Here is a 26808-nt window from a genome sequence, read left to right as displayed (position 1 = left end):
TAATTCTACCATATTCCTTGACTTTCTTTACTAAGTGCTCTAAAAATAGATGATAATCTTTTCATGTCATATGAAGTTGCCATATCCTTTATATGATATTTTTCCAATTCTTCTATATCATCAGATAATTGACCTAATGTTAATTCTTCAGGCTCTTCATAAGGATTGAATATTGAATCATCAGGAATATCCCAATAATAATCAGTTTTTATTTCAATTTCATCTCCTATATTTTCTTTAAGCTTAGAAAACAAATACAATGTTATTAATTCTAAATTTTTAATCTTTATAGTCATAACTTATTCTTTTTTGTTTCTTGGATTTCAAAATTTACTTGAGCTAAATTAAATACTCTTTCTATCCCCATATCATCAATACATACATAATCAAAAGGAGGCTGGTTTATATAAAAATTATTTTTAAATCCTGTTAACCTATCAAATTTGTATTCTTTGTTTTTAATCTCTAAATTATTTAATATATCTGTAGCCTTAGGAATGATCACTTTTATAAAATGCGTTGGTTGAGATTTAATATCTGTCATTCTGCTGCTATCACTGTAAAAATCAGCACCTTCTCCATATACTTCTAAAAATTCATTTATGTTTAGTACATTTCTCTCAACCAATAATTCCCAATTAACTTGTACCCAATCATTCATAAAATCCTCTTGATTGCAATATAGATTATCATATAACAAAGGATAAATTATATCCCAATTTCTATTCAAAAATCTAGAAAATATATTTATTGCTTCTTTTACTTTCATTTATTTAGATATTTTAGTTCTTCTTTTGTTGGAGGTCTCTTATATCCTTTTGATCCTGGTAATGAATTTTTAAACTTTACTTTTTGTAATGTTCCTGCAGGAGCATTAGGATGATTATTTGGTACCCATTGTTTTACCCTAACAGCATTTATATCTTTTTTGCTACCGTTACTATAAGTTATTTCTACAGCTTTCCCATTCCTCCCCATTCTATATTTCAAAGTATTAATCTTAATACCTCTTCCCATTCCTCTCCCATACATAAACTCATATCTAGCCTGTTTTGAAAAGTGCGCACCTATAACAAGCCCCCTCTCCACAGTAGAAAGATCTTTAAGAGAAAGCATCCACTCAGCTTCATCTAATGCTCCTCCACTGAAAAAATTAACTGCCTTTTCATACCAAGTTCGTTCTTTACTTGATGGAATAGGGTCTTCTCCTCCCATCTTATGCATCACATGATTCAGCCCAGCGACAATACCTCCTATTGCAGCTCCCTGCCAGAAATTTCCACCTGTAAGTTCAGCACCTACTCCTCCAGACAGTGCTCCAAAGAAAATTTGTCCTCCAGTGCTACTAGACCAAGACCCTACAATTTGTCCAAATGCTTCTGCTCCTAAGCTTCCTAAAGCTCCACTAGCAAAACCTTGAAGGAAATCTCCCCCTTGTAACACAGATAATACTCCCTGAGACACTCCATGTGCTGCTGCCTGAGCTAAAAACTTAACTCCCCCTAATGCTTGAACTACCTTTCCAGCTGCAAAAAGCTCTCCTAATCCAAAGGTAGCTGCTCCCGAGATGGCTCCAAATAGAGTTGCTTTTAAAGCTCCTCCAATATTCCATTGATCTAAATTCCCTGTAACAGCTAGCCCTATTGTATAGCTTGCTAGCCCTACTGTAGCTCCTATAACTGCTGCTGTAGCTGCTGCTCCCCAAAAAGCAGGGAGCGCCGCAAAGATAGCAAAAACAAACTCCCCACTTGGGTCATTATACATTAGTGGGTTGTTAAGTACATAACCATATTTGTTATAGTTTTGAGTATTATATGGGTCTTGGATGTTCTCATCTGCATTTAAAAATCTTCTTAAGAGTGGGGCATACAATCGCCCATTCATATGTATGATGCCTACTTCTTGGAAATGTTCGTGTGAGGTATATCCTCTATCAATTAATAGAATTTTCTTTTCAATTTTATCAGGATCAGAGATAATTTCATTATCACGAATTTGTAGATGAGTAAGATTCCCCCAAGCATCATAGTGTCTTTGTTCTAGCTTATCTCCTTTCTCATCACTAATAGCGAGAATAGACCCAAGATAATCTTTATGCAGGAACTTATAAGAGCCTTCGGAATCTTCATTAAAATCTTTTATATAGATGATATTACTTTCATAAGGAGAGCCTCCTATGTAAATAATGGATTTTTCAGAGCCATTAGAGTGATCTAATGTTACTTCAAAAGTTCCGTCTTCACTATAGTATCTGGTGTATCTACCATGTCTTTTTTCATTATCAACTTCTCCTCCGAAGCTAACAAGCTGTCTCATATGAGTAAGTCCATATTCAAACAGAACATCTCCTTTTACTCCATTAATAAATACAGGGTCATTATTTTCATTATAAGCAATATTTTCAATATGTCCATAATTGAATAATTTGTTACCAGTAGAATTTAAATAAATGGAAGTAGGCTGATAAACTTTTTTATTATCATCAAAAGAAATAGTTCCTAATTGGTCATTCTCAATAATTCTACCTTGAGGATCATATTTATTGGAGTGCATTTCTCCAGTTCTTGGGTTGCTCCAATTAACCAGTCTATTATGATCATCATAGATAAAGGATTCAGAAATATTGAAGCTACCACCAGTAACTCTAGAGTTAAGTTCATTTTTTATAGCATTAAAAGAGTATGATATATTAAGAATATCAGGTTTATCTTGAGATGTATGATGGATGTTTTGTAAAAATCCATTTCTATCATATGTATTTTGAATAGATGTTTTTCCCAGTTTAGTTTTAGTAGCTTGTCCTTTGGTATTGGTTTCATTTAATTCCCAAAGAACTTCGTTAGAATCTTTATCTTTGATTTGATAAAGCTCGCCATTCCAAGAGCTATATGTATATAAAATATTGGTTTTTAAATGAGCTTTTGTTTCTAATGAGTGGAGAGATTTTGTAAAGGAGATAATATTATTTTTATCATCATATTTAATATTATCAGTATTAAAATAATATCCATTATTTTCCTCAGAAGAGGATAATACTCTACCAAAATTATCATAATTAATAGATGTACTGAATCTTTTTCCATTAGAAAAACCTTGTCTATTAATGATTAGTCCTTTGCTATTATATGAAAAGGATATTGTTTTATCGGTTGCATTAGATACATCAGTAGAGATTTCTTTTTGAGAGATAAGCTGGCCTTTATCGTTATAGAAGAAGGATTTTTCTCCTTTAGGACTTATTTCTTTAGTAAGAAGTCCGAATCCATTATTGTATTCGTAGCGGTAAATACCATTAGAGGGGTCATTATATTCTATTTTTCTTCCCCAAGCATCATACTTAGTAATAACGGTATTAGTTCCATATTTTGCTTCAGTAACAGCACCATTAGCATTATATTTAAAATAGATAGTACCTCCTTTATCCTCAGTAGAGGATATATTTCCTAGAGGATCAAAAGTTTGTTTTTTAAATTGGTTATTAGCATTGGTTTCAGTAGTTGTTATTGAATTTTTAGAGTATTTAGTCTCAATAATTTTACCTGTAAATGCAGTAGCTTTAATAGGGCGAGAATATTCATCATACAGGATTGAATTCCATTTAAAGTTTTCATTATTGTTCGTGTAGAAGGGTTCTGTTATTGCAACTTTTCTTCCTAATGGGTCAAATAGAGTCCATACTGAAATATATTTTCCGGTATCGAAAGCTTTTGTTGTTGTAAGGAATGTTTGCCCTATTTTATTGGTATAAGAAATATTTTCTCCACCATCAGAGGTATATTCTGTTACTTTTGTTGTACCTGTATCAAATTTTTCATAGGAATAAGAAACTGTTCCTGAAAGATTATTTTGGGTATTAAGAAGCTTTCCCCAATGATCATAGGAATTATGGAGAGTATTTCCTAAAGGATCGGTTTGAGAAAGAACTAATCCCCAATCATTATAGGTTATATTAGTAATTAACCCTAGATTATCTATTTTTTGAATTACAAACCTGCCCTTATCTTCATAAAAGCTTCTGGTTATTTGAGTATTGTTATCAATACTATTAGAGATAATTTTCTCTACGATATTGCCAAATCCATCATAGGAATAGGTTTCATTAATCCATCCAGAGTTATTATTATTCCAAGATTTAATAGATTTAAGGAGGTTGTTTTCATAGAAATAATCTTCTTTTGCTCCTTTGCTGTCTCCATAGGTACGGAGAAGCTCAGTTTTAGATTTAGGTCTTCCTATATTGTAATCTTTTCCTTCGGCGGATAGATTAGGAGGATAGTACTCTATAGCTGTAGTTTTTTCTGCAAAACCTTGATTTGTATTTTGAATTGTTTTTACTGGAAGGTAATATTCATTATACTCTACTGTGCTTGTGGTGATAACCTCTTTAAGAAAATCTTTCGTTATTGTCTCGGTAGGAACAATAGCAGTAACAACCTTTGCTTTGTTCCCATTATTTACTGAAGAAATAATTTTACCATCAAGGAGTTTATCAAATTTATATTCTATGGTTTTTAGGGTAAGAAGCTGATTATTATTAAAAGATAAATCAGAAGGAAAAATACAATCTTCATCATTGGTTTTTATACTCCATTCTTTAATAGGTACTCCCTCATTAATAGGATCTATCTCTACACCAGACCAAACTTTAGTTTTTTCAAATTCAGAAGAATACCAGGAAGAACGAGCGGTTTTTCTAAAGCCTATAATACCTTTCCCTTGAAGATGAGAGATGAATCCTCTGTATCTAAAATCTTGTTTTATTTGAAGAAGATTAGAATCTTCTATACCTGGTATTAATTGTTTTAATTGAGAAACCACATAGGACTGAGCAAGTTTATCAAGTTCTATATAAGGATATTTTTCTTTTTTACTTTCAGAATAGAAATTAGGATTTTTATTTGGATCAAGTTCTTTATATTCTATTTCTGTATATAATCCTCCTTGTTCTATTGATGTAATTCTATAGTTGGAAGGTGTATTAAAATAATTAAGATGTATAATATGATTTCTATCACAATTATTGGATGGACAATCATCAGGTCTTCCTATGAGGACGATTTGTTGGTTGTTTCTATTGATAAATATTGGGCTAAAGGGAATAATCTTACCTTGGAAATAATTTGTAGAGTATTTGGTCTGCCCAAAATGAAAAGGAAGGTTAGTTCGTCCTATTCTTTTATTACTATTCGTTGAGTAAACAAATAATTCTACATTTGTATATTCTGAGTCACTATGTTTGTTCCAGCTATGATCTCGAAGAATAACCTTTGTTACAATAATTTCACTTTTTCCATCACCATCAAGATCTGTAGAATTATACTTATAATAAGTGTGGGTTCCATAATGACAGTATGTCTCAAGGAAGATATTTCTATGCTTTCCCTCATCTGATTTTTCAATATTAGAAGAAAAATATATAAAATCATTGTAGATAAATTCTTTAAAACCATCACCTGTAGATATATAGAATTTCCATTTTTTGGATCTATTTTCCTGAGGGATGGCAAAATCTACTTTTCCATCTCCATTAAAATCTCCTTTTATTAAACTATGAATAAGCCCCGTTAATGAGATATTAGGATGAAGTTTTGTATGAATATACTTTTTGCCAGACAAATCTTTTTTTAAATTAAAAATCTTGTCTATACGATTGTTCTCTATTTTGAATAATTCATCAATTCCATCTCCATTAAAATCAGCAAAGTTCCAGTTTTCCCCCTTGTTATCTTCAATATCAAACATATAAAAACTTTGTTCATACGGAGTTTCTTCTTTAATATCAAAAAGAATAGAAGAGTTTTTTGTAAATGTATATATACCAGGATCAAGATTATCTGGTAATGATTCTATGGGATTAGATATTTTTGTTTCTTGATATGATGATGCATCGGAATTATTTAATAAACTATGAAAAACCTCTGTATTATCATAGGTGAGATTAGGTAACCTAATACTACTATAAGAGCTCTCTTCTTTATCTATTTCTTTATAAAAAATAGAGTGAGAAGGAGGAGGTGGGTCTAAAAGATCTGCTCTATGGCAATCTACATTATGTATAAAATTTAATACAAGCTCGCTTAGTCCACCTCCATCATAGTCATAAGCATCTATATGGTCAAGCCAAGAATTTATTTTATGGCAGTAAAGATTACTATTATTATATTCTGGAAATTTACTTGAGGCTTCAAAATCTTCAAACTTTAGAAATTTTGAATATAGAAAATCAAGGCTTTTATTTTTGATATTTACAGAATAAGCTTTAAACTCGTAGTCTATTATTTTTAAATCATTACCTCTTTGTTTTTCTACAGGAACAATAAGTACAATATTATTTCTAATAATATCATTTTTTTTGATAGTGGCTAGAGTAGCTTTACTAAAGTCCTTATGGCTAAAATCAGAAAAGTTATAACTTAAATTAACAGCATCTGTACTTTGATAGATAGATTTTTTAAAAAATAGCTGCCCATCATTTGTCATTTCTATGAAATCAATAATACCATCAAAGTCAAAGTCTCCATATTTTTTATACTCTGTATGTTTTATCTCATAGTCAAAAGAGGTGTTTTCGGCTATATTAAGAGGTTTTTCATATTTAAAGGATACAGGATTTGCAGGCTCATTTTGTGAGTTATATTCTGTGATATTTTTTACAGATTGATAGCCCGAATTTTCAGTTTTATTATATGTAATAACATATTTTTTAAATTGTTTTCTATTGCTATTTACTATAATATCTGATAGTATGTGATGTTGAATAAATAGAACTCCAGCTATATAAGAAGATTCCTTGAATTCTCTAGCATCATAATTAAATATAATTTCATTAAAATGATTTTTATTGAGATTTTCATTTCCTCCCCATTGAATACTAGATATTGAAGAAACATTATCAAATTGTATATAATTGTAAGAGATGTAATTACCTTGAGCATCTTTCCATTTTGTAATATTATACTCTATAGGGTTTTTAGAATTAGCTATACTTCCATACCATGCTTGAGAGCCATCTTCAAAAGTGACTTCCCAATAATTAGGGCATTTCCAATTACTATTAGTGCCGATTGATTTTATTTTAATATTAGAATATTTTTCGGTGGTATATATAGCTCCATCTTTACCATAGTCTCCAGAAACGAGGATTAATTTTTGTCCATTAAAACTATAATTATCTTCATATGATAGCTGAATTTCTTGTCTAGTACCATCTTTATCCAAGGATTTCCCTATTCTGGAAATAGCTGTAATACCAGAGATATTCCATCCATAACCAGCAATACCATTACCTGTCCCACTAGTATATGTTAAGTTAATTTGAGGAGCTACGGATTTTATACCAGGAGGTAAAGCTATAGGAAGACTAAATTGTAGCTGCCCCATTCCATTTACTTCAATATTTCCTTTTGTATCATGAAAAAAAATATTAGATTTCCTACTAGGACTTATAATTTTATTTATTGTACTAGATGTGGGAAATAGTTGCTGACCAGAGAAAAAAGAGGAGATAATTATAAATAAAAAAAGATAGGAATTTTTCATATGAACTAGGTTAAAAGTTTATTTTTTGATAAAGTGGCGAGAGGTGTAAGCACCATCTGTTAATTCTAATCTTAAGATATACATTCCAGGATTAAACATTGTCATATCAATAGGAAAATCATATAATAGATCTTTAGGATTGTTAATATATATATTCCTTAATATAAAAGGAGAGAATTGAGGTGCATATATTTGTATTTTTGATACAGTTGTGGCTGCTTTTGATGAAAATCTTAAATAGAGAGTACTTTCTACTGGAACAGGAAATATTTTGATTTGTTTCCAAATCCAATGATTTCTATTTTCAAAAAAATCTCTTGGAATTGGTTCTTGTGTTTTAGGTGGGGGGCATATTCGAGAATGTATTATTTCTTGTCGTGTTTGATTCCCTGCTTCATCATAATTAAAGACTAATCGAAATTGAGCAAAAGAGGAAGTTGATATTATAAAAATAGCAAAAAAGGAAAAGTATAGTTTCTTCATAATATTTACATTTTTTTATTGACTTATTGCTTTTTTTTATCCTTATAGGTAAATATATTATAGAAATAAAAAAGACTTTTCAAAAGTATTATAATTTTAACTTACTTTAAATTTTTAACACTATGATTTTTATTATATTTTGATTATTTTAATAAAAATCAACTATATACATAAGTAAGACAATGTAAAAAAACACCTTAAAAACTCATTAAAAAGAAAATATACTAGTGAATTTTACCTGAAATGAGCCACAATATCTGATCAAAAACAAACTATCTTCCAAAAAATTATTGCCTTTATAGAAGAGTTCAAAGAAGGTGGGAGTGTAGAATTAATCAGTTGAGTGGATAGGAAAGTTTATTATAATATTTCTTCTGGATAACTATAAAAAAAGCGCAAAATCTACTATTATTTTTTAGGGAGGAATTCCTTTGAAATTGTATTATTTAGCATTATTGTTTCTTTACTCGCTATTATGTAGAAATAACAAGCATGTCTCTGCTTGGAGGCAAAAATACCGAAAATATCTTTTGGGAGTGCAAAATTACTTCTTAGTAGTAGTGCTTCCACTACCTTTAGAATGAGTATTTGTACTGGACGTTTTAGGAGGATTGTTCGTTCTATTGCTACCAGATGGGTTTCCTGTTTTAGAAGGGAAACCTGAATTGGGATTACTAGCTCCTGGTTTTACTTTGCTCATAGTAGATTTTTTTATTACTCCCACAAAGATACGGTATTTATATATATTTATAATGCCTAGGATATTATTTTTTCAAATTATTTCCATAGTATAGATGCTCAATTCTCTAAATATAAGAGTAGTAAATTTAATCAAATAATTTTACTTATTACTTATCCAGTTTATTTTATAAAAAAGGACATTTTGTTGTATATTTACACTGATAAAAGATAATGAAAACATCTGTTTGCATATTAAATAAGATTAATAGACTTCCCAAAGGGTATGTTTTTACCTATAAAGATTTCAATCAAAAGGTGAAAAGTAAAGAAACTATTATTAAAGCATTGAATAGAATGGTAATTTCAGGGAATCTTGAGAAGATTGCTAAAGGAAAATTCTATAAACCAGAAGAAACTGTATTTGGAAAGTTGGAACCATCAAGAAAGCAGATTGTGAAAGGTTTACTTTAAGATAATGAAAAAAATACAGGCTTTATTACTGGATTAAGTATCTATAGTGAGATGGGATTAACAACACAAGTCAGTAACACCATTCAGATTGGAAAAAATGAAATTCGTCCTACTTTTAAAAGAGAAAGATTTACAAATTCTTTTATTAAGCAAAAAAATATAATTACTAAGGAAAATATTCCTTTACTCCAGATTTTAGATACTATTAATCAAATTAAAAAAATTCCAGATACAACGACAATGCTGAATAAATCCGTATTAAGAATTATCGAAATTATAACTCCCTTTCTGACGAGGGAATTTTTAACATTCAAAAATTATCATTAAAATATCGTCCTTTTACATGAGGTTTTATAGGTTGGTTTTTTGTAAAAGAGGAATTACATAAAAAGTTAGATAAAAAATATGTTAGAAAAAGCAAGACAAATAGCAATAAATGCCCATAGTGGGCAGGTTGATAAAGGAAGTAGTCCTTATATATTACATCTTATAAGAGTAATGAATGCGGGTACCACAACTGAGGAAAAGATTTGTGGAATGCTACACGACCTTGTGGAAGATACAGATTGGACTTTTGAGCAGCTCAGAAATGAAGGCTTTGATGAAAGAATTATAGAAGCTTTAAAATGTCTTACAAAAAATGAGGGAGAGGGCTATGATAGCTTTATACAAAGAGTTATTACCAATTCAATAGCTATAAAAGTAAAGCTGAATGACTTGCAGGATAATATGGATATTCGCAGGCTTTCAGAGATTACAGAAAAGGATAGGGAGCGCCTCAATAAATATTTACGAGCTTATAAATATTTAAAAAGTATATCCTAATTGGATACTGAACCAGAAAAATTATACCTCTTTTTCTATTTCTTTTCATTTTCAGAAATTGAAAAGGTGAATTGAGTAGGCAAATTCAATATTTATATGAAAGCATAAGAAGATTATTAAAAAATGATTACCTTTGCCCGCGAATATTTAAAAAGTTTAAATAGTAACCGTGTTCAATACGGAACACACAGAAGATTAATTTTTTTATGAATGCACCACAAGCAATCAAAGAAACTATCCTGCTAAAAGATGGCAGGGAAGTTACCATCGAAACAGGCAAACTGGCTAAACAAGCCGACGGAGCCGTAGTAGTAAAATGTGGCGGTACAATGCTCCTCGCAACCGTAGTTGCCGCAAAAGAAGCCAACCCAGGTACGGACTTCCTACCGCTAACGGTAGACTACAGAGAGAAGTTCTACGCAGGAGGAAGAATTCCAGGGAACTTCTTCAGAAGAGAAACAAAACCATCGGATGACGAAGTCCTTACAATGCGTTTGGTAGACAGGGTACTCCGCCCGCTTTTCCCAGATGACTTCCACGCAGAGGTTCAGGTGATGATTTCCCTCATTTCCTACGACAAAGAAGTAATGCCAGAAGCATTGGCAGGTCTTGCAGCATCGGCAGCAATTGCCATTACAGACATTCCTTTCAATGGTCCTATGTCTGAGGTAAGAGTTGTGAGAATAGACGGAAAGCTGTCCATCAATCCAAGCTATGAAAACCTCCTGAAAGCAGATATAGACATTATGGTAGGCGCTACGAAGGACTCTATCGTAATGGTGGAAGGTGAGATGAAAGAAATCTCCGAGCAGGAAATGCTTGAAGCCATCCAATTTGCACACGAGGAAATAAAAATACAGATACAGGCTCAGGAAAGGCTCGCTGAGAGGGTAGGGAAGTCTCTTCCCAAGAGAGAATACTGTCACGAGGAGCACGATGAGGAAATCCGCGAGAAAGTTTGGAAAGAATGCTACGATAAGGTGTATCAGGTGGCAAAAATCCCTTCCAATAAAGAGGAAAGGGCAGAGAAGTTCCAAGCGATATTAGATGAATTCCTCGCTCCTTATGCAGAAGATGAAGAGGAACTCGAGAGAGTAACGCCATTTGCTGAAACCTACTACCACGATGTGCAGAAGGAAGCAATGCGCCAGATGATATTAGAGGAGCAAATCCGATTAGACGGAAGGGATCCATTCACCATCCGCCCAATATGGTCGGAGGTAGATTATTTACCAGGAGCACACGGCTCTGCGGTATTTACCAGAGGAGAAACTCAGTCGCTCACGGCAGTTACGCTCGGGTCTATTAAAGATGCTAATCTTATCGACAGTGTGATTACCCAGCACGATGAGAAATTCTTCCTCCACTATAACTTCCCTCCGTTCTCCACAGGAGAGGCACGCCCGCTAAGAGGTACTTCAAGGAGAGAAGTGGGGCACGGTAACCTCGCTCAGAGAGCATTACAAGCAGTAATTCCAGAAGATAATCCTTACACCATCAGAGTGGTTTCCGATATTTTGGAATCCAACGGTTCATCATCTATGGCTACGGTTTGTGCAGGCACCTTAGCACTAATGGATGCAGGGGTACAGATTACAAAACCTGTATCAGGTATCGCAATGGGGCTTATTACCGATGAAAAAACAGGAAAGTGGACGGTTCTCTCCGATATCTTGGGAGATGAAGATCACCTCGGAGATATGGACTTTAAGGTAACAGGTACCGCTGATGGTATTACCGCTTGCCAGATGGATATTAAAATCCAGGGGCTTTCTATGGATATTATGGAGAAAGCACTCCTCCAAGCAAAAGAGGGAAGGTTGCACATTCTCGGTAAGATTACCGAAACCCTTTCTACACCGAGACCAGATGTGAAACCTCACGCACCGAAGATGGTTCTAATGGAAATCCCGAAAGACTTCATCGGAGCAGTAATAGGTCCTGGTGGTAAGATTATCCAACAAATGCAGAAAGATACGGATACCGTTATCTCCATCGAGGAAAGAGATGAAATCGGTTATATAGAAATTGCAGGTACCGACAGAGAGAAAATCAATCAAGCCGTAGCGATGATTAATGAAATCGCTTTTGTACCTGTAGTAGGCGAGGTTTATAAAGGAAAAGTAGTGAAGATTATGGATTTCGGAGCGTTTATACAGCTTGCAAAAGGTACCGAAGGGCTTCTCCACATCTCCGAAATAGACTGGAAGCGTACCGATAAAGTCCCTTACAAAGAAGGTGATGTGGTAGAAGTGAAGTTTATGGGCTACGATAACCGTAGGAAGATGAAACTCTCCCGAAAAGTTCTCCTACCGAGACCTCAAAAAGAGAATAAACCCAAAGCTGAGCAAAACGCTCAATCATAATAACACAGGCTGCCGAACTCGGTAGCCTTTTTCTCATTTCTTTTAGATTGAATCAATGACCAAAATCCTGAACTATCTCTGGCGTGGCTGGCTCCTCATCCTCGGAAGTTTGCTTACAGCTTTCTGCTTCCTGCCTGTGTATTTTCTTTCTTTCAGTAAAAAACACTACAAATATGCCTACTTTTTTGTGCGAATATGGTGCTTTGGGCTGTTCTACGGTATGGGGTTCAGGTACAGTTTTATTGCAAAGACACAGAAGAAAATTGAGAGAAATAGGCAGTATATCATCATTGCCAATCATACCTCTATTATGGATATTATGCTCGTTTGCCTGCTCTTTCCTCACCACCCTATATGTTTTGTAGGGAAGAAGGAACTAGAGAAAATCCCTGTTTTTGGGACGATATACAGGCGGATTTGTGTGTTAGTAGACCGTAGCTCTGCAAGGAGCCGTGCTGATGTCTATCGTAAATGTGCAGAGCGGATGAAGGAGGGCGACAGCATCGTTATCTTCCCCGAAGGTGGCGTACCAGATGATACCCGCATTGTGCTGGATAGCTTTAAAGACGGAGCCTTCTCCCTTGCTACTACTCACCAGTTTCCCATTGCGGTCTTTACATTCTCTGGCTTAAAAGAAATGTTTCCTTTTGACCATTCTCAAGGGTATATGGGGCGGGTAAAGGTTTTCTTTAATGATATTTTGGAGCCCAACGAAGACCTCCAAGCTCTTAAATCTAAAGCCTACCACCTTATAAAATCTACGCTCTGTGAAGATAGCATCTAGCTTTTAGCAGTCTACAAATAGTTTGTAATAAGTGCCTCCCACGCCAGTGGGTGCTGGGTTACAGTTGCCTATTGTATAGTTTAGAGGAGCTCATTGGTACGGTGATTTTAGATCCTGATTTTGATAATTTGATAAACAGTAAGTTATTTTAATGTTATTTTTTTATGGTTTGCATGAAAATATTAGTAAGGTTACTAAGATGACATATTTAATGAGATGGCGATTAGAATTTTATCAAAAAAAATCGCTTCAAACCAGAATTTGAAGCGATTTTTTTGCGTATAGCCTATTGCTTACTGCCTACTGCTATCTAATTATTGGCGTTGGAAGACTCACCACCAATATTCCAGGTAAGACCGAAACGGAGGGTATTGTCAAGAGCAGTATTTGTCTTTGAAGTATTGATGAGGTAGGAGATATCCAGCCCGAAAGACTGATATTTAAAGCCCACCCCTACGGTAGCGAAGCGTCTGCCGCCCTGCTCATCGCTCTCGTGGAAGTAACCACCACGCACAGCAAAGGCATCATCATAGGAGTATTCCACAGCACCGCTTAGCATTACACTTTTTTTATTGCTGAAAGATTTACCTATACCCTCTACTACACCTACATTAGGAACTTCGTATTTAGGGTTGTTAGGATCGGAATTATTTAGCTGAGAGCCTGGAACGAGGAGTTTTGATGCTTCAAGGGAAAGCCCTACTTTATTCATATCATCAAGATATAAATCATAGCCAGCACCTAATCTGAGTGTAGTCGGCAGATAGGAACGAGAGTTTTCATCTCCTGAATAGTCCAATTTTGGTCCAAGGTTCTGAATAGCCCAGCCCGCTCTTGCTGTACCTTCGTAGTCTCCAAAGCTGGAGTGCTTTTCAGACTGATAGAAACCTGAAACATCTACTGCGAAAGTATTGGCAGGTTTTATAGTGCTGTTGTCTCCAAAGGTACCGAAATCCGAGCGGATGTATCTACCTGTAACTGCCATAGAGTATACATCTGAGAGTTTAAGCCCATAGGCTACATCTACAGAAAATTCATTAGGCTTTACCTTACCTGTAGTTACGATTTGTGTGCCTGACAGTTGATTGAGTTCCACCTCTCCCATATTAAAATAATTGATACTTGCAGAGATGGTAGATCGCTCTTCCTGCCCCAGAAACTGATGATAAGAAGCATAGAGGAGGAATACATCGCTTGTAAGTTTGCTGAGATAAGGCGTATAGTTTACTGCTACAGCAGAGCTAGTTTTACTGAATGGGTACTTAGCGGCATTCCAAAACTGAGAGAATGCATCTGTAGAGGTTGCTACCCCTTGGTCCCCCATACCTGCTGCTCTTGCATCTGGAGTTATTCTGAGGAAAGGAGCCCCTGTAAGTACGGGTTTTACTTCTTGAGCTGCTGCCGAAAGGCTAAGCCCAAGCCCAAGTCCTACAAATAATTTTGATTTTAAGTTCATAAACGAATATTTTAATTATTATAATCTGTTTTATTTCAGCAGTACCATCTTTTCTATGGCAGATGCTGTTCCTTTACATTTGTTTTGGTTTTTACTTTTCGCCAAGATTTTAAAGATATAAGTTCCCTTGGCTACAGTATCTCCGAAATCATCCGTTCCGTCCCATTCTATTGCCTGTTTAGGCGTTCGGAAGCCTTCTCTGAATGGTTCGGCACTTATTGTAGTAGAAAATGTTCTGACCAGCTTCCCTGTAATAGTGTATATCTGAACATTGACATCAAGGATGTCATCGCAATTATGTTCAAATTGTATATAGGTTTTATCCGTAAAAGGATTTGGCCAGTTGAGAGGTCTATTGATGGTCAAATTAGCCTCTGCATCATCTTTTACTACGAAGTTTAACGAGGTAGTAGTGGAATTATTGTTTATATCCCAGACCTTGAATGTAAGCTGATGAGCACCAGGTTTTAGATTGCGAAGAGGGTAGGAGATACTGCCTTTCTGATAGTCGGCAAGAGATGGATTGATACAGCCATTGCCTTCGCCCGCAGTGTAAAAATCATTTAGTACTACGGTATTGACTACCTGCCCATCGAGCACAAGACTGATGTCGTGCCCAATACCGCTACCTGCGGAGTTGATGCCTATATTATCGGTAATGCAGGCGAGTAGGGTAGGGTTCTGATGGGTAATTCCCCCGTCAGCAAAGTTGGTATTGTTCATATACAGTTTTACGGCTGGTGGAGTAGAGTCATTGATTGGGTTCGGGTTGATTTCTCCTATTGGGTAAGCTTTGTTCTCATATACATCATAGGCATTGCCTTTTGCAGATTCGAAGTTGTCTGCATAGGCTAAAATTCTACCTTCGCCTAAGGTATAGTTAATATCTTTTGGCATATAAAATTCGGCGGTATAGAGCCCATTAGCTACTTTTCCAGAGGTTTTTACTATGGCAGCATTTTCCTCGGTATATTGCATTGTGCCGAGATTTCCATCATTGTTTTTGGTTTCTTTATTTACCTTTTTATCAAATATGCTGATGCTTACTTTTCCGTTGAAGTTAGTATCTGTATTCCCCGAATCATCAAGCACTCTACCCGAGATTTTCACGAAATCCAATGCTCTGATTTTTCCATTTTCTGGGGTTTCTATATTGTCTATGCTCAGCTTTTGTTTTGGTCGACTAAGCGTCATTGCAGGGTCTCCGAGTAGATTTACTTTTAAATGGTCGTAGCTTACTCCTTTTTCCTTTCTTGCAGCGAGGAAAGCATCTCCAAGAGTATCGAAGTTATTATTCGTTATTTTGAAGATATGATTGGTGAATATCTTGGTTAATTCAGAACCATAATGCACACCGATTGCCCGGCTGGAAGTAATCATATTGGCTGCACCGCCATTAGGGTGTTTGATGACCTGCTCACCTACGGAATTTACCAGAGGTTCGTCCCAGAGTGTAAATTCACAGGTAATGGTAGAAATGAAAGGGAATCGGCTGTAAATAGACGAGTAGTTATTAAAGTTTTTTACTTCATCAGAGGTTAAGATTCTCTCCTGTGCCCAGCCGTTAATACCTCCATGCCCAAAGTAGAAGAGATAGAGGCTATGTCCTACATCATTAGCTATTGCTTGATTTACTTGTGGATATCTCTGTCCTCCTGCTACTGTTTCCGCTTGAAAAGCATCTATATACAACTTTCTTACATTGTATTCTTTTCTTTCGGTACTGGTTTCAAAATTGGTTTTTATGGATTCATCTACGATTTCGTGGAAGGCAGGACCTCCTTCGTTATTATCATCTACTATAAAGTCGAGTTTCATTTTCCAATCTCCAAAGGGGGAGGACTGACCTGGTAGTGCATTATAATAAGCCAAGGTTTTATCTACCAAGAGTTTTGCTTCGGATACATTAGAGGCAATTAACCTTCCGATAGGTATTTCAGGGATATTATTGGTTATAGAAATATTTCTGCCTTGTGGAGCCGTCATTACGAAATAATCATCGGTAACGAAAGATGAGCTGTAATTACCGCTGATTTCGCTCTGATAGCTTGGGATTACATTATCATTGCCTTTGGTTTTGTTTTTATAGTCGTAGCTGGTATCTCCAATGATGAGTACATATTTCACGCCCCCTCTTTCCTTATGGAGCCTTGTAATAAAGTCCCTTACAGCAGTTATATCTACTCTACCGCTGCTAAATTCATTATAGATTTTCTCAATATCTACTACTTGGGTGCTAAAGCCTTTTTTGTCTCTGTAATATTGAGCGATTCTCTCTCCTTGAGCCATCATATCTGCTCTGGTAATGATGAGGTAATCTATATTTTGAAGCGAATGCAAGTCCTGATTGGCAATTCTCCCAACAAATGAAGGTGTATATGCCGAAGAGCTTTTAAATGCTATAAATTCATTGTTGAAAAACGGACTGCCGGCATTATATCCGAAGGAGAAAGTTGTATTATTTCCAGATTTATTTACTTTTCTTTTTGCGTTAGTAATATCGGAAACATCCCATACCTGCTCTATTTGTGAAGCATCGGAGATAGAGAAGCCATAGTTATCATTCGTCTTTTCATCTATATCAAAAACCCTGAAATTCATCTGTGAGCCATTGAATTTTAAGTCTTCTTTATAGGTTACTTCTGCATAGTCAAAGTAAAGCAATCCATTCGGATTGGCAGAGATATTTGGAGTAATATTTATTGTGATGCTATTTCCAGAGAGGTTTTTTATGGTTCTTTCATCTGTTTTTTTGTAAAACTCTCTTTCAGGAAGTGAGCCAGAGCTCCTCTCATTGGTATTATTAATATCTATTTTAAAGGAATTTCTTCCTCCATTATAATTGACTACAGAAGTCCTGTAGGTAATCTCATCACTTGGCTGTATTGTTGAGCGCAGATTAAAGGTAATGGATTTTTTTGTACTGAAATGGTCATCTACCCAAACCCGTCCTACTTTCATCAGGTTATACTTGTCATTATCTACGAACTGATAATCATCAAAGCGGGTAAAAGTAGTTCCACTAATAGCTATATCACTATTTTGGATTCTCTTTCCTTCAACTCCATTATCAAAATTAATGAAGTAGTAGGAGTAGTCGTCATAAATATTTTTGGTGTGTGCGGAGCGGTCGGTTCTGCTGTCTTTCCTTTTATTTCCATTTCCAAATGTCCCGTACAGATTATATCCATCGGTGCCTTGAGCATAAAACAGAGCATAGTCTCCATCGTTCCAAACACCATCATCTTCTCCTATTACCTGTATTGCGAGTTCTTGAAGTGAAGAAAATCGTTCATCTTCATTGTGTTCTGGGAGTATTATCCCACCATTTCCATAAATTTTAAAGTGTTTTGGATTGATGTTCCCAACATTAATCCCGTTATCTGAGAGGAATTTTTTATCAATTTTGAAAAGTCCAGATTTATCTACTTTTATTTTGTAGAAAGTTCCATTATTTAGAGGGTTTTCGGTAGTTCCAAGCCTTTGTGCCGATAATTTTCCTGTCAATGCTTCAGTACGCACATCATCTACTATTTCAAAGGATTGAAGCTGGTATAAAACATCGCCTTCCCTCTTAAATGCCGATATTTTTGCATCATAAAACTCCTGCCCTGTCTTTGGATCAGTGTAGTAACTTACTCCTTCTGTTGCTTCACTGCCCAAAATATCATCAGGAATATCTAAAATGTCTTTTCTGCTTATGGTTTTCCATTGCAGGTTGTCAATTTTTACACCTTTTCCATTTGAGCTATTTCTCAGGCTTACATAAACGCTTCCTCCCTCTACAGAATAGCCTTTATTGCTAAATTTAGGGTAGGTCATTTTTGTAAATCCATAATCTACTGTCTCGGTTCCCTTCCAGTTCAGATTTACTTTCTGTCCGTGCAGATACGCTGAAAAACCAAATAATAAAGATATACAGATAGTAGTTTTTTTCATACTGAAATTTTCAAGCTACAAAATAAACGAAAAAAATAAAAAAATGATATGGTACAATAAAAATAATTTCCCCTCGTTTAGCTAATGTATTTTTTGGAGAGATACTATCTACTTGGGTTTAATTGAAAGTAGTATTACGAAAAATTTGAAAATCTGCAGAAGAAAAGAAATATACAGTGGGAAAAATCAAGAGGCTAAGTAGAAAAAATAAAACATATTAAGGAGAATTAAATCCCAAAAATCTTTAGACTCTTCATTATTTTTAAATCAAAAGAAATCCTATAGAGAACACAAAAAATATGGACATTATTTGAATAATTCATTCAATTATATTTTCTTTGTGACCTGAAATTTTTGTATAATATCAAAGATTATGAAAAGAATAAAAAATATTTCTTTTTTGGTACTTGGTTCTGCCTTACTTCTTGTAAGTTGTGGAGGCAATAGCACTAAAAAAGGGGGAGGAACTAAAAAATTCACAAGCCAGTCGGGCTGGAAACCAAACGAAAAGGAAGGTTGGTTCTTCTCTGGCAAACAACAAAAGCAAAAAGGCTGGCCAGGAATGATCTATGTAGAGGGGGGAACCTTTACTATGGGAGCTGTTAAAGACGATGTAATGCACGATTGGAACAATACTCCAAGAAGAATGCAGGTAAGTTCTTTCTTTATTGGTGAGACCGAGACTACAAATTACGATTATCGTTCTTATGTTACTTGGCTTAAATATGTATTCCCACCCGCTGACCCTGGCTTTAGAGATATTTATAATGGAGCACTTCCAGATACTACGGTTTGGGTAAACCAGCTTTCCAGAAACGAGCTTGCAGAGACCTATTTCAGATCTCCTGAGTATGATTATTACCCTGTTGTAGGGGTTTCTTGGCTTCAGGCATCAAGGTATTGTGATTGGCTTACTGATAGAGCTAATGAGAAAGAGCTGATGAACCAAGGAGTTATTTCCAAGGATCTCTATTCTAATGAGAGCAATAATATGGGAGTTTCTGCATTTACATTGGATAAGTATAAGGCAAATGATCCAGAGATGCAGGCGTACCTCAATACCCAAAGATTGCAGAAGACTACGGGAATCAATACCAACAGCCAAAGATTACTTGCTGCTAATAGAAATGCAGCTGCTGGTGTTGTAGAAAAATTCAGACTTCCTACTGAGGTAGAATGGGAATTTGCAGCATTAGGACTTCAGAAAGACAGGGAATATAACCTTTACTTAGGTAAAAGAGCCAAGATTGAGGATCTGAGAGGAGCAAAAGGCAGGAATAGAGGAATGTTCCTCGAGAATTTTAAATACGGTAGAGGAGATTACTCTGGAGTTTCTGGTTGGAAAAATGATGGTTCTGCCATTACTTCTGATGTAAGACATTATCAATCTAATGATTTAGGAATCTATGGTATGTATGGGAATGTCGCAGAATGGACTGCCGATGTATACAGACCTATTATAGATGATGAGGCTAATGACTTCAACTACTTCCGAGGTAATGCTCCAAAGCAGGTAGTAAAAAATCCTGATGGTACAAGCCGAATCGTTTTACAGGATAAGATTGCTTATGATACCTTAGCTGATGGAAGGCTAATTTATAAAGGGCTTCCAGGTCAGTATGAGAGACAAACCGTTGCGGATTATAGAAACTTCAGAGATGGAGATTTTATGTCTTCCTTAGAAGCAGGCTATGGTAGAGGGGCAGACAGTGTATCTGCGGGTTATAATATGTATAACTCCCCAAGAAAAAGATTCCATATAGACGCTAATGGAAATGTTATTATGGAGAAAGATCGCGTGAAGAGAACATCTCAGATTAGTGATGAAATTCGTGTAGTAAAAGGGGGCTCTTGGAAAGATACCGCTTATTGGTTAGACCCAGGACAAAGAAGATTCCGAAAAGAAACCAAAGGCTATGGCTGGATTGGTTTCCGTGTGGCACAAGATGCTAAGAACTCTGATAAGCCACGAACAAAAAGATAATTTATATTTTCATCATAGTACATTGAATAAGTCTTCCAAATTTTTGGGAGACTTATTTTTATTAAAGTTTTGTAACCTTTTCTCAGGCTTTTTCGTATAAGTAATTGTAGTCCATAAAAAGGGTTATCCAAATATAAGATGAGACAACTAAAAATTACAAAACAGGTTACCAACAGGGAAACAGCATCGCTTGATAAGTATCTTCAAGAGATTGGTAAAGTAGAGCTAATTACTGCAGATGAAGAGGTAGAACTCGCTCAGAAAATCCGTGCAGGAGATAGGGTAGCTTTGGAAAAATTGATTAAAGCCAATTTGCGTTTCGTGGTTTCTGTTTCCAAGCAGTACCAAAACCAGGGGCTTTCTCTTCCAGACCTTATTAATGAAGGGAATCTCGGTTTGATGAAAGCAGCTAAAAGATACGATGAAACCAGAGGATTTAAGTTTATCTCTTATGCTGTTTGGTGGATTCGTCAGTCTATTTTGCAGGCATTGGCAGAACAATCGAGGATTGTAAGACTTCCGCTGAATAAGATAGGTTCTATTAATAAGATTAATAAGGCGTATGCGCTACTTGAACAAGAGAACGAAAGACCGCCTTCGCCAGAGGAATTGGCAGAAGTACTCGATATGAGCGAAGATGATATTAAAGAATCGATGAAGAACAGTGGAAGACACCTTTCGATGGATGCTCCGCTTGTGGAGGGGGAAGATTCTAATTTGTATGATGTGCTCCGCTCAGGTGAGTCGCCAAGCCCTGATAAGGATTTGATGCTCGAATCCCTTCAAATAGAGATAGAAAGAGCGCTACAAACCTTAACACCAAGAGAAGCAGATTTGGTAAGGTTGTATTTCGGGCTTAATGGTAAAAATCCGATGACGCTAGAGGAAATCGGAGAGACTTTTGACCTTACGAGGGAGAGGGTAAGACAGATTAAGGAGAAGGCGATTAAGAGACTGAAACATAACTCGAGGAGTAAGATACTGAAGTCTTATCTCGGGAAATAGAAAAGGAAAACAGCTGATGAGTCAGCTGTTTTTTTTTGTTGTTATTTCTTGCGTTTTGAGATGGATTTTGCTTTCTGCTGAGCTCTGTTGGCCCCATATTTCTTTGGAGGTTTTCTTTTGCTTGGCCCACCGAGGTTGATTTTTTTATTTTTTGATTTTTTTTCGTGGAAAGCGCCTCCACCTTCGTTGGTTTTGAGTTTTACAGGGTTTTTCATCTTCACCTCTTCTTTCTCGGAGGCTATTTTTTTAGGATTTATAGCTACAAATTCTTCAGGGAAGGGGAGGAGGGTGAGTTCTTTATCCATCAAGAGCTCGATGTTGAGAAGCGGAAGCTCTTCTTTCTGTGTAATGAATGTGAGAGCCCTTCCATTTTTATCGGCGCGACCTGTACGACCGATTCTGTGGATGTATTGCTCGGGGATTTCAGGGACTTCGAAGTTGATAACATCGGTGATGTTTGATATATCTAAGCCTCGAGCCATTATATCGGTTGTAATAAGCCCTCGGATTTCTTCATCTTCAAATTTTTTCATTGCACGGAGGCGATAATTCTGGGATTTATTGGAATGGATGACATCAAAGGTGTTTGGGAAGCGTTCGTTGAGCTTTGTGAAGAGGTAGTCGGCATTTTTCTTATTGTTATTGAATATGAGAACCTTGCTCATCTCTGGATTTGTGCTGAGGAGGTATTCCAGAAGATTGATTTTGGTATTAAAGTTCTCTACTTTGATGCCCGTTTGCTCGATTTTCTCAATCGGAGTGCCTGATTTTGCCAGCGAAATCTCTACGGGAGAGGCAAAATACTCGTGGAGCATTTCATCGACGGCTTCGGTCATAGTCGCGGAGAAGAGGATGTTCTGTCTTTTTGCCCTCATCATCTCAAAAATGTGGGTAAGCTGTGGTCGGAAGCCGAGATTGAGCATTTCATCGAACTCATCGATGATAAGTTTTTTGATTTCCTTGAGCGAAATGGCGTTATCGATTGCCAGATCCATCACTCTGCCTGGCGTGCCGACGAGGATGTCGCATCCATCATTAAAAAGGAGCTTCTGAGTATTGATATTCTTCCCCCCATAAACACCGATGACCCTCGTGCTGAGGTTTTGGGTGAGCCGATCGAGGATTTCGGTGATCTGAACGACGAGCTCGCGGGTCGGAACGAGGATGAGTACCGTTGGATTGCCACTTTTACTGTACGACCAGTTTTTGAGGACTGGAAGTAGGTAAGCGAGGGTTTTCCCAGTGCCGGTTTGGGCTATCCCCATCACATCTCTCCCTGAAAGTATGGGGCTGAAGGTTTTCTGCTGGATTAAAGTGGGTTCAAAGAGGTTGAGATCGGCAAGCGCGTCTAAGATTTTATCTGAAAGATTGAAATCTGCAAAAGTTATAACCATTTCTAATAAAAAAATATGGGCAAAGATAGTTTTTTCCTTTTTAGTTGTGCTGGGGAAGTTATTTATGGAAGAGATAAGTAGATAAATTGGGGGTATCTGATGTGTGTATTATTTTATAGTAATGGAGTAAATGCTTTTGTGCTATGTGAAACAAATAAAAAACTGCAATGATAAATTTCATTGCAGTTTTCCTTTGATAGTTAATAATATGAAAGGTTTACATATAGAAACTGTTGATAGGATCCCCTTCTGTTTCTCCTGCTTGATCGGCTTCCAAGATATATTCCTGAACCTTTTGAGGAGTTATATTGTAATATTTAGCTAGGCTTTTGAAGAATTGATCTTCACCATCGTTATATCCAACTACAATGAAAGGGATATCTTTAAGAAAATCAGTAGTTCCAGAAGTTAGCAGCCTTTTATGGGGCTCATTGGCTGGAGAGGTTGTCCCATCCTGATTGTATTTGGATACATAAAGATGACGGAGTTGTACTGTCATATTGAATTTAGCCAGATTTTTCTTGAAGAAGAAGTAACCTTTGAGTCCTATAGGATCATTGGTGAGTTTAGTACCTTTTGTAACATTAAACATTCCATTTTCTGGATCTGTATCTCGATAGGTGTAGCTGTAAAGGTCTGTAATAAACTTTTTACCATCACCAAAGTTCTCACCAGTAACCCAATTAGAGTATTGCTTAACCGTAAAAAAGTGTTGGTGGATGTCTAGCATCTCGGGGGTGAGGAATTGGCTGTTCATACGCTCTCCTTTACTGTTGTAATAGATGATTTCCATAGCGTATCGGGTTGCTCTTGGCTCACCATTGAGGTCCGGTTCACCTGTGGTAACGACTATTGGAGCGTTATCGTCTTTTTTTACTCGGTAGAATTTGTATTTATCTTTTCCGTTTTTATCTTTTCCGTCGCGGGTAACCCTCATATCCTCACGGGTAGTTTTGATGTATCCGTTTTTATCAATTTCATAGGTAATGAATTGCTTTTTAGGAAGAATAGGGACATCTATTAAAAGTCCATTTCCGTGAAAAAGCTTCCCATGAAGATGCCCTTCGTGTACGATGATTTCTACTTTTGCCCAGTTATCGTGCCCTTTTTCTTCGTGCTCGTTTGTAGGAGGAGCGGGCTGCTCATTGTCTCTGTTGCAAGAGATAAGGCTGAATGCGATGATCGCCGAGAGGGCGAATGTGATGATTTTTTGAATGTTTTTTTTCATTGTATAATAGTTTAAAATTTTAGAAATTATAATTAATTCGAAACTGAATATTTCTGCCAACGCCGTGCACAAAATATCTGAAATTGTCCGTATAATCCTTATACAGATGATTCAGGAGATTGGTTGCAGTAAGGGACATACTCATATCATTTTTTGTATTGATACTGATATTTGTGCCTAGCGAAAGGTTGAGTAAATGGTATGCTGGTGGAGAGTCTGGGATGAGATCAGCCTCTTTACTGAACCTCTTTTGTTTATTTGCCCAGAGATGTTCTATACTGATATAGGCACCACTTAGTCCTGTGAGTTTCGATAAGTTGAAATTTAAGGACTGAGAGAGATTCTCTGGTGAAATGGAGGGAAAATAATAGTCCTCCGAAAGGTTGTCAGCATATACAGCAGAGGCTTTTGCCGAATATTCTAACCAAGAGAGCGCTTTGAGCTTTATACTGAGGTCTGCACCCTTGAAAAGGGCATCAGACTGCTTGTAGGCAAAGACAGGGAAGTATCCGCTCCAAGTTTCTTTGAGCTCTTTTGTGGGCATTTCGTAGATAAAGCCTTTAATCTTTTGTAGGAAGATATCTGCTGAAATAAAGAGCCTCTCGTTAGCATATTCTATTTTAGAACTCCATTTTATGCCTTTTTCAAGGTTGAGTTTTTCATCTCCTAAGAGATAGAAAGCACTCCCGTGATGCACTCCGTTGCTGAAGAGCTCTATCGCTTCGGGTGCGCGCCAAGCTAGACCGATGTTTGAGGTTATTGAGAGGCTGCGACTGAAACTTTTATTCACTCCAAAGTTATAACTGAGATTGCTAAAAGTTCGCTCACCAGAGTAGTAAGCTCCATATCGGTTGTAGCCAGCAGCATTAAAGGTTTTATAGTCATATCGAATGCCTGCATCTAATATCCAAGAGCCTTTCTTGAACTTTTCGGAGAGGTAAACTCCAAAATTATTGGAGATGAAGTTGGGCAAGATGGAGTTGGTACCATTGCCAGGGATGTTATAGTTGTCCTGCCTAGAGCCCGTAACGCCTATATAGTTTTTGAAGTATTCATTATGCTCCTTTTCAAAATCTAATGATGCTGTATGTGTGCTTAGCTGGACATCAAAGGTAGGTTTGGAGGCGAAGGGCCCTATCCGAAGGTCGTATTCCTGCCTATGGTTTCTTTGATAGGCATAAATGAAGCTGAACTTGCCAAAATTTCTGTCGCTTTCTATTTTTAGCTTGGTAATCTGGTGTTTTACTTCTTGTTTTGGGAGATTAATATCGTAGGAAAAGCTTCCTTTATCGAGTGGTCTTCCGTATTCTAACCTGATATCCCAGTCACTCATACTTCCAATTCTTGAACCTTGGAAAATCCCGAGCTTCGTAGAGAAGAAACTGTGGAAAATCTCGAATTTCTCGTGTGGTAACTGATATCCGATGTTTGCAGAATAATTGAGCTCTCGAATTCCTGTATTCTCTACATAATAATCGGGAGTTTGATAGTTGCCCGCCCTCTTACCACTCGACTGAATACGCCAAGCAATAGGGTTTTTCTTATTGAAATTCCCTTGTAGCATCAGGTTGCCCGCCCATTTTTCTCCGTTGGACTCGCCTGTAAGCTGAGCCTTGCCACCGATAGCCTTACCATCGTAAGGTAAAGCTTCGCTTCTAAGGAGCACTACGCCACCAAGGGCATTAGCACCGTATTTTACGGCTTCTGCACCTTTGACGACCTCTATATGATGGGCGAGGAACGGGTCTATCTCGGGGGAATGGTCATTTCCCCACTGCTGGCTTTCAATTTTTACATCGTTATTCATTATCGCAATGCGTTGATTGGTTAATCCTTGTATAACAGGTTTTGAAATATTACCTCCGTTTTGGAGCATTGTAATGCCAGAGATACTTTTCAGAGCATTAGCAAGGTTATCACCGCTGCTTTTCTCTAAATCTTTCTTACTTAGCTCTGAATAGATGTGGGGTCTGTGGAAAATAAGCGATTTTTTTATAGTTATGGAATCGATATTCCTCGTTTTAATCTGGGCATAAGCTATTCCACTACAAAGGAATAGTCCTGCTAATAAGACTTTATTGTTTTTCATTAGATATAGCTTCCAACTGGGAGGACTGATAGTGCTCACAGTGTGGTAGGCTCTTAGTTATCCTCTGTATAGGGAAACTTTTAGCCGTAGAATGGAAGTCATTTACTGGTTAATAATTATTGTAATACTTTGAAAATAAGGAATAACACAACTTAGGCTTATTATATTAAAGCATTGAATAGTTGTGCAAAAGATTTTATGCAATGGGAGGCCCCCTTTGCTGAATCAGAAACTGAAATTCTGAGAAATAGTTTGAACAATAGTATTTAGGCACAGGAATAAACTTGTGCTCTGTATGATTTTTTATGTTAATATACTCCGCGAGTAAAGGTGTATATTGCAGGAAGTGGAAATTACAGATAATACAGTCTTCCTTTGCCTGAAATGCACCTTTGTGGTGATCGTACTTATACTCTAATTCCTCCTCGTGATGATGATGTAAATCAGTATAGTTTATTCCATAATTCGCAAATGTAAAGATACTTAGCAATAGTATTGCCAGTATCTTCTGTACTTGTTTTATATGCTCTCTCGGGAATAACACGACTGCAAAAGTATTTATTT

The 26808-nt window shown here is 36.4% G+C and carries 18 protein-coding genes; 7 read left to right on the top strand and 11 right to left on the bottom strand.

Going from position 1 to position 26808, the window contains the following annotated elements; genetic code table 11:
- Positions 1–5 precede the first annotated feature (5 nt).
- From D8991_RS06005 to D8991_RS08920, 5 genes are all read right to left on the bottom strand, one after another.
- A complete protein-coding gene (locus D8991_RS06005) occupies positions 6–296 on the bottom strand; it encodes a hypothetical protein (RefSeq protein ID WP_120489246.1) in 291 nt (96 codons plus the stop codon).
- A complete protein-coding gene (locus D8991_RS06000; RefSeq protein ID WP_120489245.1) occupies positions 293–769 on the bottom strand; it encodes a hypothetical protein in 477 nt (158 codons plus the stop codon). Before D8991_RS06000 ends, D8991_RS06005 begins: the two co-directional genes overlap by 4 nt.
- A complete protein-coding gene (locus D8991_RS05995; protein WP_120489244.1) occupies positions 766–7539 on the bottom strand; it encodes an RHS repeat-associated core domain-containing protein in 6774 nt (2257 codons plus the stop codon). The genes D8991_RS06000 and D8991_RS05995 overlap by 4 nt, the downstream gene beginning before the upstream one ends.
- A gap of 18 nt (positions 7540–7557) precedes the next feature.
- Complete coding sequence (locus D8991_RS05990; protein WP_120489243.1) at positions 7558–8022, bottom strand: hypothetical protein; 465 nt, start codon at positions 8020–8022, stop codon at positions 7558–7560.
- A gap of 544 nt (positions 8023–8566) precedes the next feature.
- Positions 8567–8722: a hypothetical protein gene (locus D8991_RS08920; RefSeq protein WP_162926738.1), complete on the bottom strand. Its 156-nt coding sequence runs from the start codon at positions 8720–8722 to the stop codon at positions 8567–8569.
- Positions 8723–8934: 212 nt separating this feature from the next.
- Between D8991_RS08920 and D8991_RS05985 the strand changes: the two genes are divergently transcribed.
- The 5 genes from D8991_RS05985 to D8991_RS05965 all read left to right on the top strand — a co-directional run bounded on the left by D8991_RS05985 (position 8935) and on the right by D8991_RS05965 (position 13149).
- A complete protein-coding gene (locus D8991_RS05985; RefSeq protein ID WP_120489242.1) occupies positions 8935–9174 on the top strand; it encodes a DUF6088 family protein in 240 nt (79 codons plus the stop codon).
- Positions 9175–9225: 51 nt separating this feature from the next.
- The gene (locus D8991_RS05980; protein ID WP_120489241.1) at positions 9226–9501 is read left to right on the top strand and encodes a hypothetical protein; all 276 of its coding nucleotides are present in this window, start codon (positions 9226–9228) and stop codon (positions 9499–9501) included.
- A 78-nt stretch (positions 9502–9579) separates the two neighbouring features.
- Positions 9580–9999 (top strand): phosphohydrolase, encoded by a 420-nt coding sequence (locus tag D8991_RS05975; RefSeq protein WP_120489240.1) that lies wholly within the window; start codon positions 9580–9582, stop codon positions 9997–9999.
- Positions 10000–10205: 206 nt separating this feature from the next.
- Positions 10206–12365: a polyribonucleotide nucleotidyltransferase gene (locus D8991_RS05970; protein WP_120489239.1), complete on the top strand. Its 2160-nt coding sequence runs from the start codon at positions 10206–10208 to the stop codon at positions 12363–12365.
- Between the two features lie 55 nt (positions 12366–12420).
- On the top strand, positions 12421–13149 hold the full coding sequence (locus D8991_RS05965; protein ID WP_120489238.1) for a lysophospholipid acyltransferase family protein: 729 nt from the start codon (positions 12421–12423) through the stop codon (positions 13147–13149).
- Between the two features lie 310 nt (positions 13150–13459).
- Here the strand turns inward: D8991_RS05965 and porV are convergent, their stop codons facing one another.
- Both porV and porU read right to left on the bottom strand, forming a co-directional pair.
- The gene (porV, locus tag D8991_RS05960) at positions 13460–14605 is read right to left on the bottom strand and encodes a type IX secretion system outer membrane channel protein PorV (RefSeq protein WP_120489237.1); all 1146 of its coding nucleotides are present in this window, start codon (positions 14603–14605) and stop codon (positions 13460–13462) included.
- A gap of 30 nt (positions 14606–14635) precedes the next feature.
- Complete coding sequence (porU, locus tag D8991_RS05955; protein WP_120489236.1) at positions 14636–18544, bottom strand: type IX secretion system sortase PorU; 3909 nt, start codon at positions 18542–18544, stop codon at positions 14636–14638.
- 373 nt (positions 18545–18917) lie between these two features.
- Between porU and gldJ the strand changes: the two genes are divergently transcribed.
- Together gldJ and D8991_RS05945 are read left to right on the top strand one after the other, a co-directional pair.
- Entirely contained in the window at positions 18918–20528 is a 1611-nt protein-coding gene (gene gldJ, locus D8991_RS05950; RefSeq protein WP_120489235.1) for a gliding motility lipoprotein GldJ, read from the top strand.
- Between the two features lie 138 nt (positions 20529–20666).
- Entirely contained in the window at positions 20667–21533 is an 867-nt protein-coding gene (locus D8991_RS05945) for a sigma-70 family RNA polymerase sigma factor (protein ID WP_120489234.1), read from the top strand.
- A gap of 41 nt (positions 21534–21574) precedes the next feature.
- On the opposite strand, the gene D8991_RS05940 is transcribed toward D8991_RS05945, so the two are convergent.
- From D8991_RS05940 to D8991_RS05925, 4 genes are all read right to left on the bottom strand, one after another.
- Positions 21575–22927, bottom strand: coding sequence for a DEAD/DEAH box helicase (locus D8991_RS05940; protein WP_120489233.1), 1353 nt, complete (start codon positions 22925–22927; stop codon positions 21575–21577).
- Between the two features lie 217 nt (positions 22928–23144).
- The gene (locus D8991_RS05935) at positions 23145–24155 is read right to left on the bottom strand and encodes a hypothetical protein (RefSeq protein WP_162926737.1); all 1011 of its coding nucleotides are present in this window, start codon (positions 24153–24155) and stop codon (positions 23145–23147) included.
- Between the two features lie 19 nt (positions 24156–24174).
- Complete coding sequence (locus D8991_RS05930; protein WP_120489231.1) at positions 24175–26244, bottom strand: TonB-dependent receptor; 2070 nt, start codon at positions 26242–26244, stop codon at positions 24175–24177.
- Positions 26245–26440: 196 nt separating this feature from the next.
- Positions 26441–26788, bottom strand: coding sequence for a hypothetical protein (locus D8991_RS05925; RefSeq protein ID WP_120489230.1), 348 nt, complete (start codon positions 26786–26788; stop codon positions 26441–26443).
- Positions 26789–26808: the final 20 nt, after the last annotated feature.

This window comes from Bergeyella cardium, assembly GCF_003614945.1.
GTDB lineage: Bacteria > Bacteroidota > Bacteroidia > Flavobacteriales > Weeksellaceae > Bergeyella_A > Bergeyella_A cardium.
This window is presented reverse-complemented; position numbering and strand designations above follow the sequence as displayed.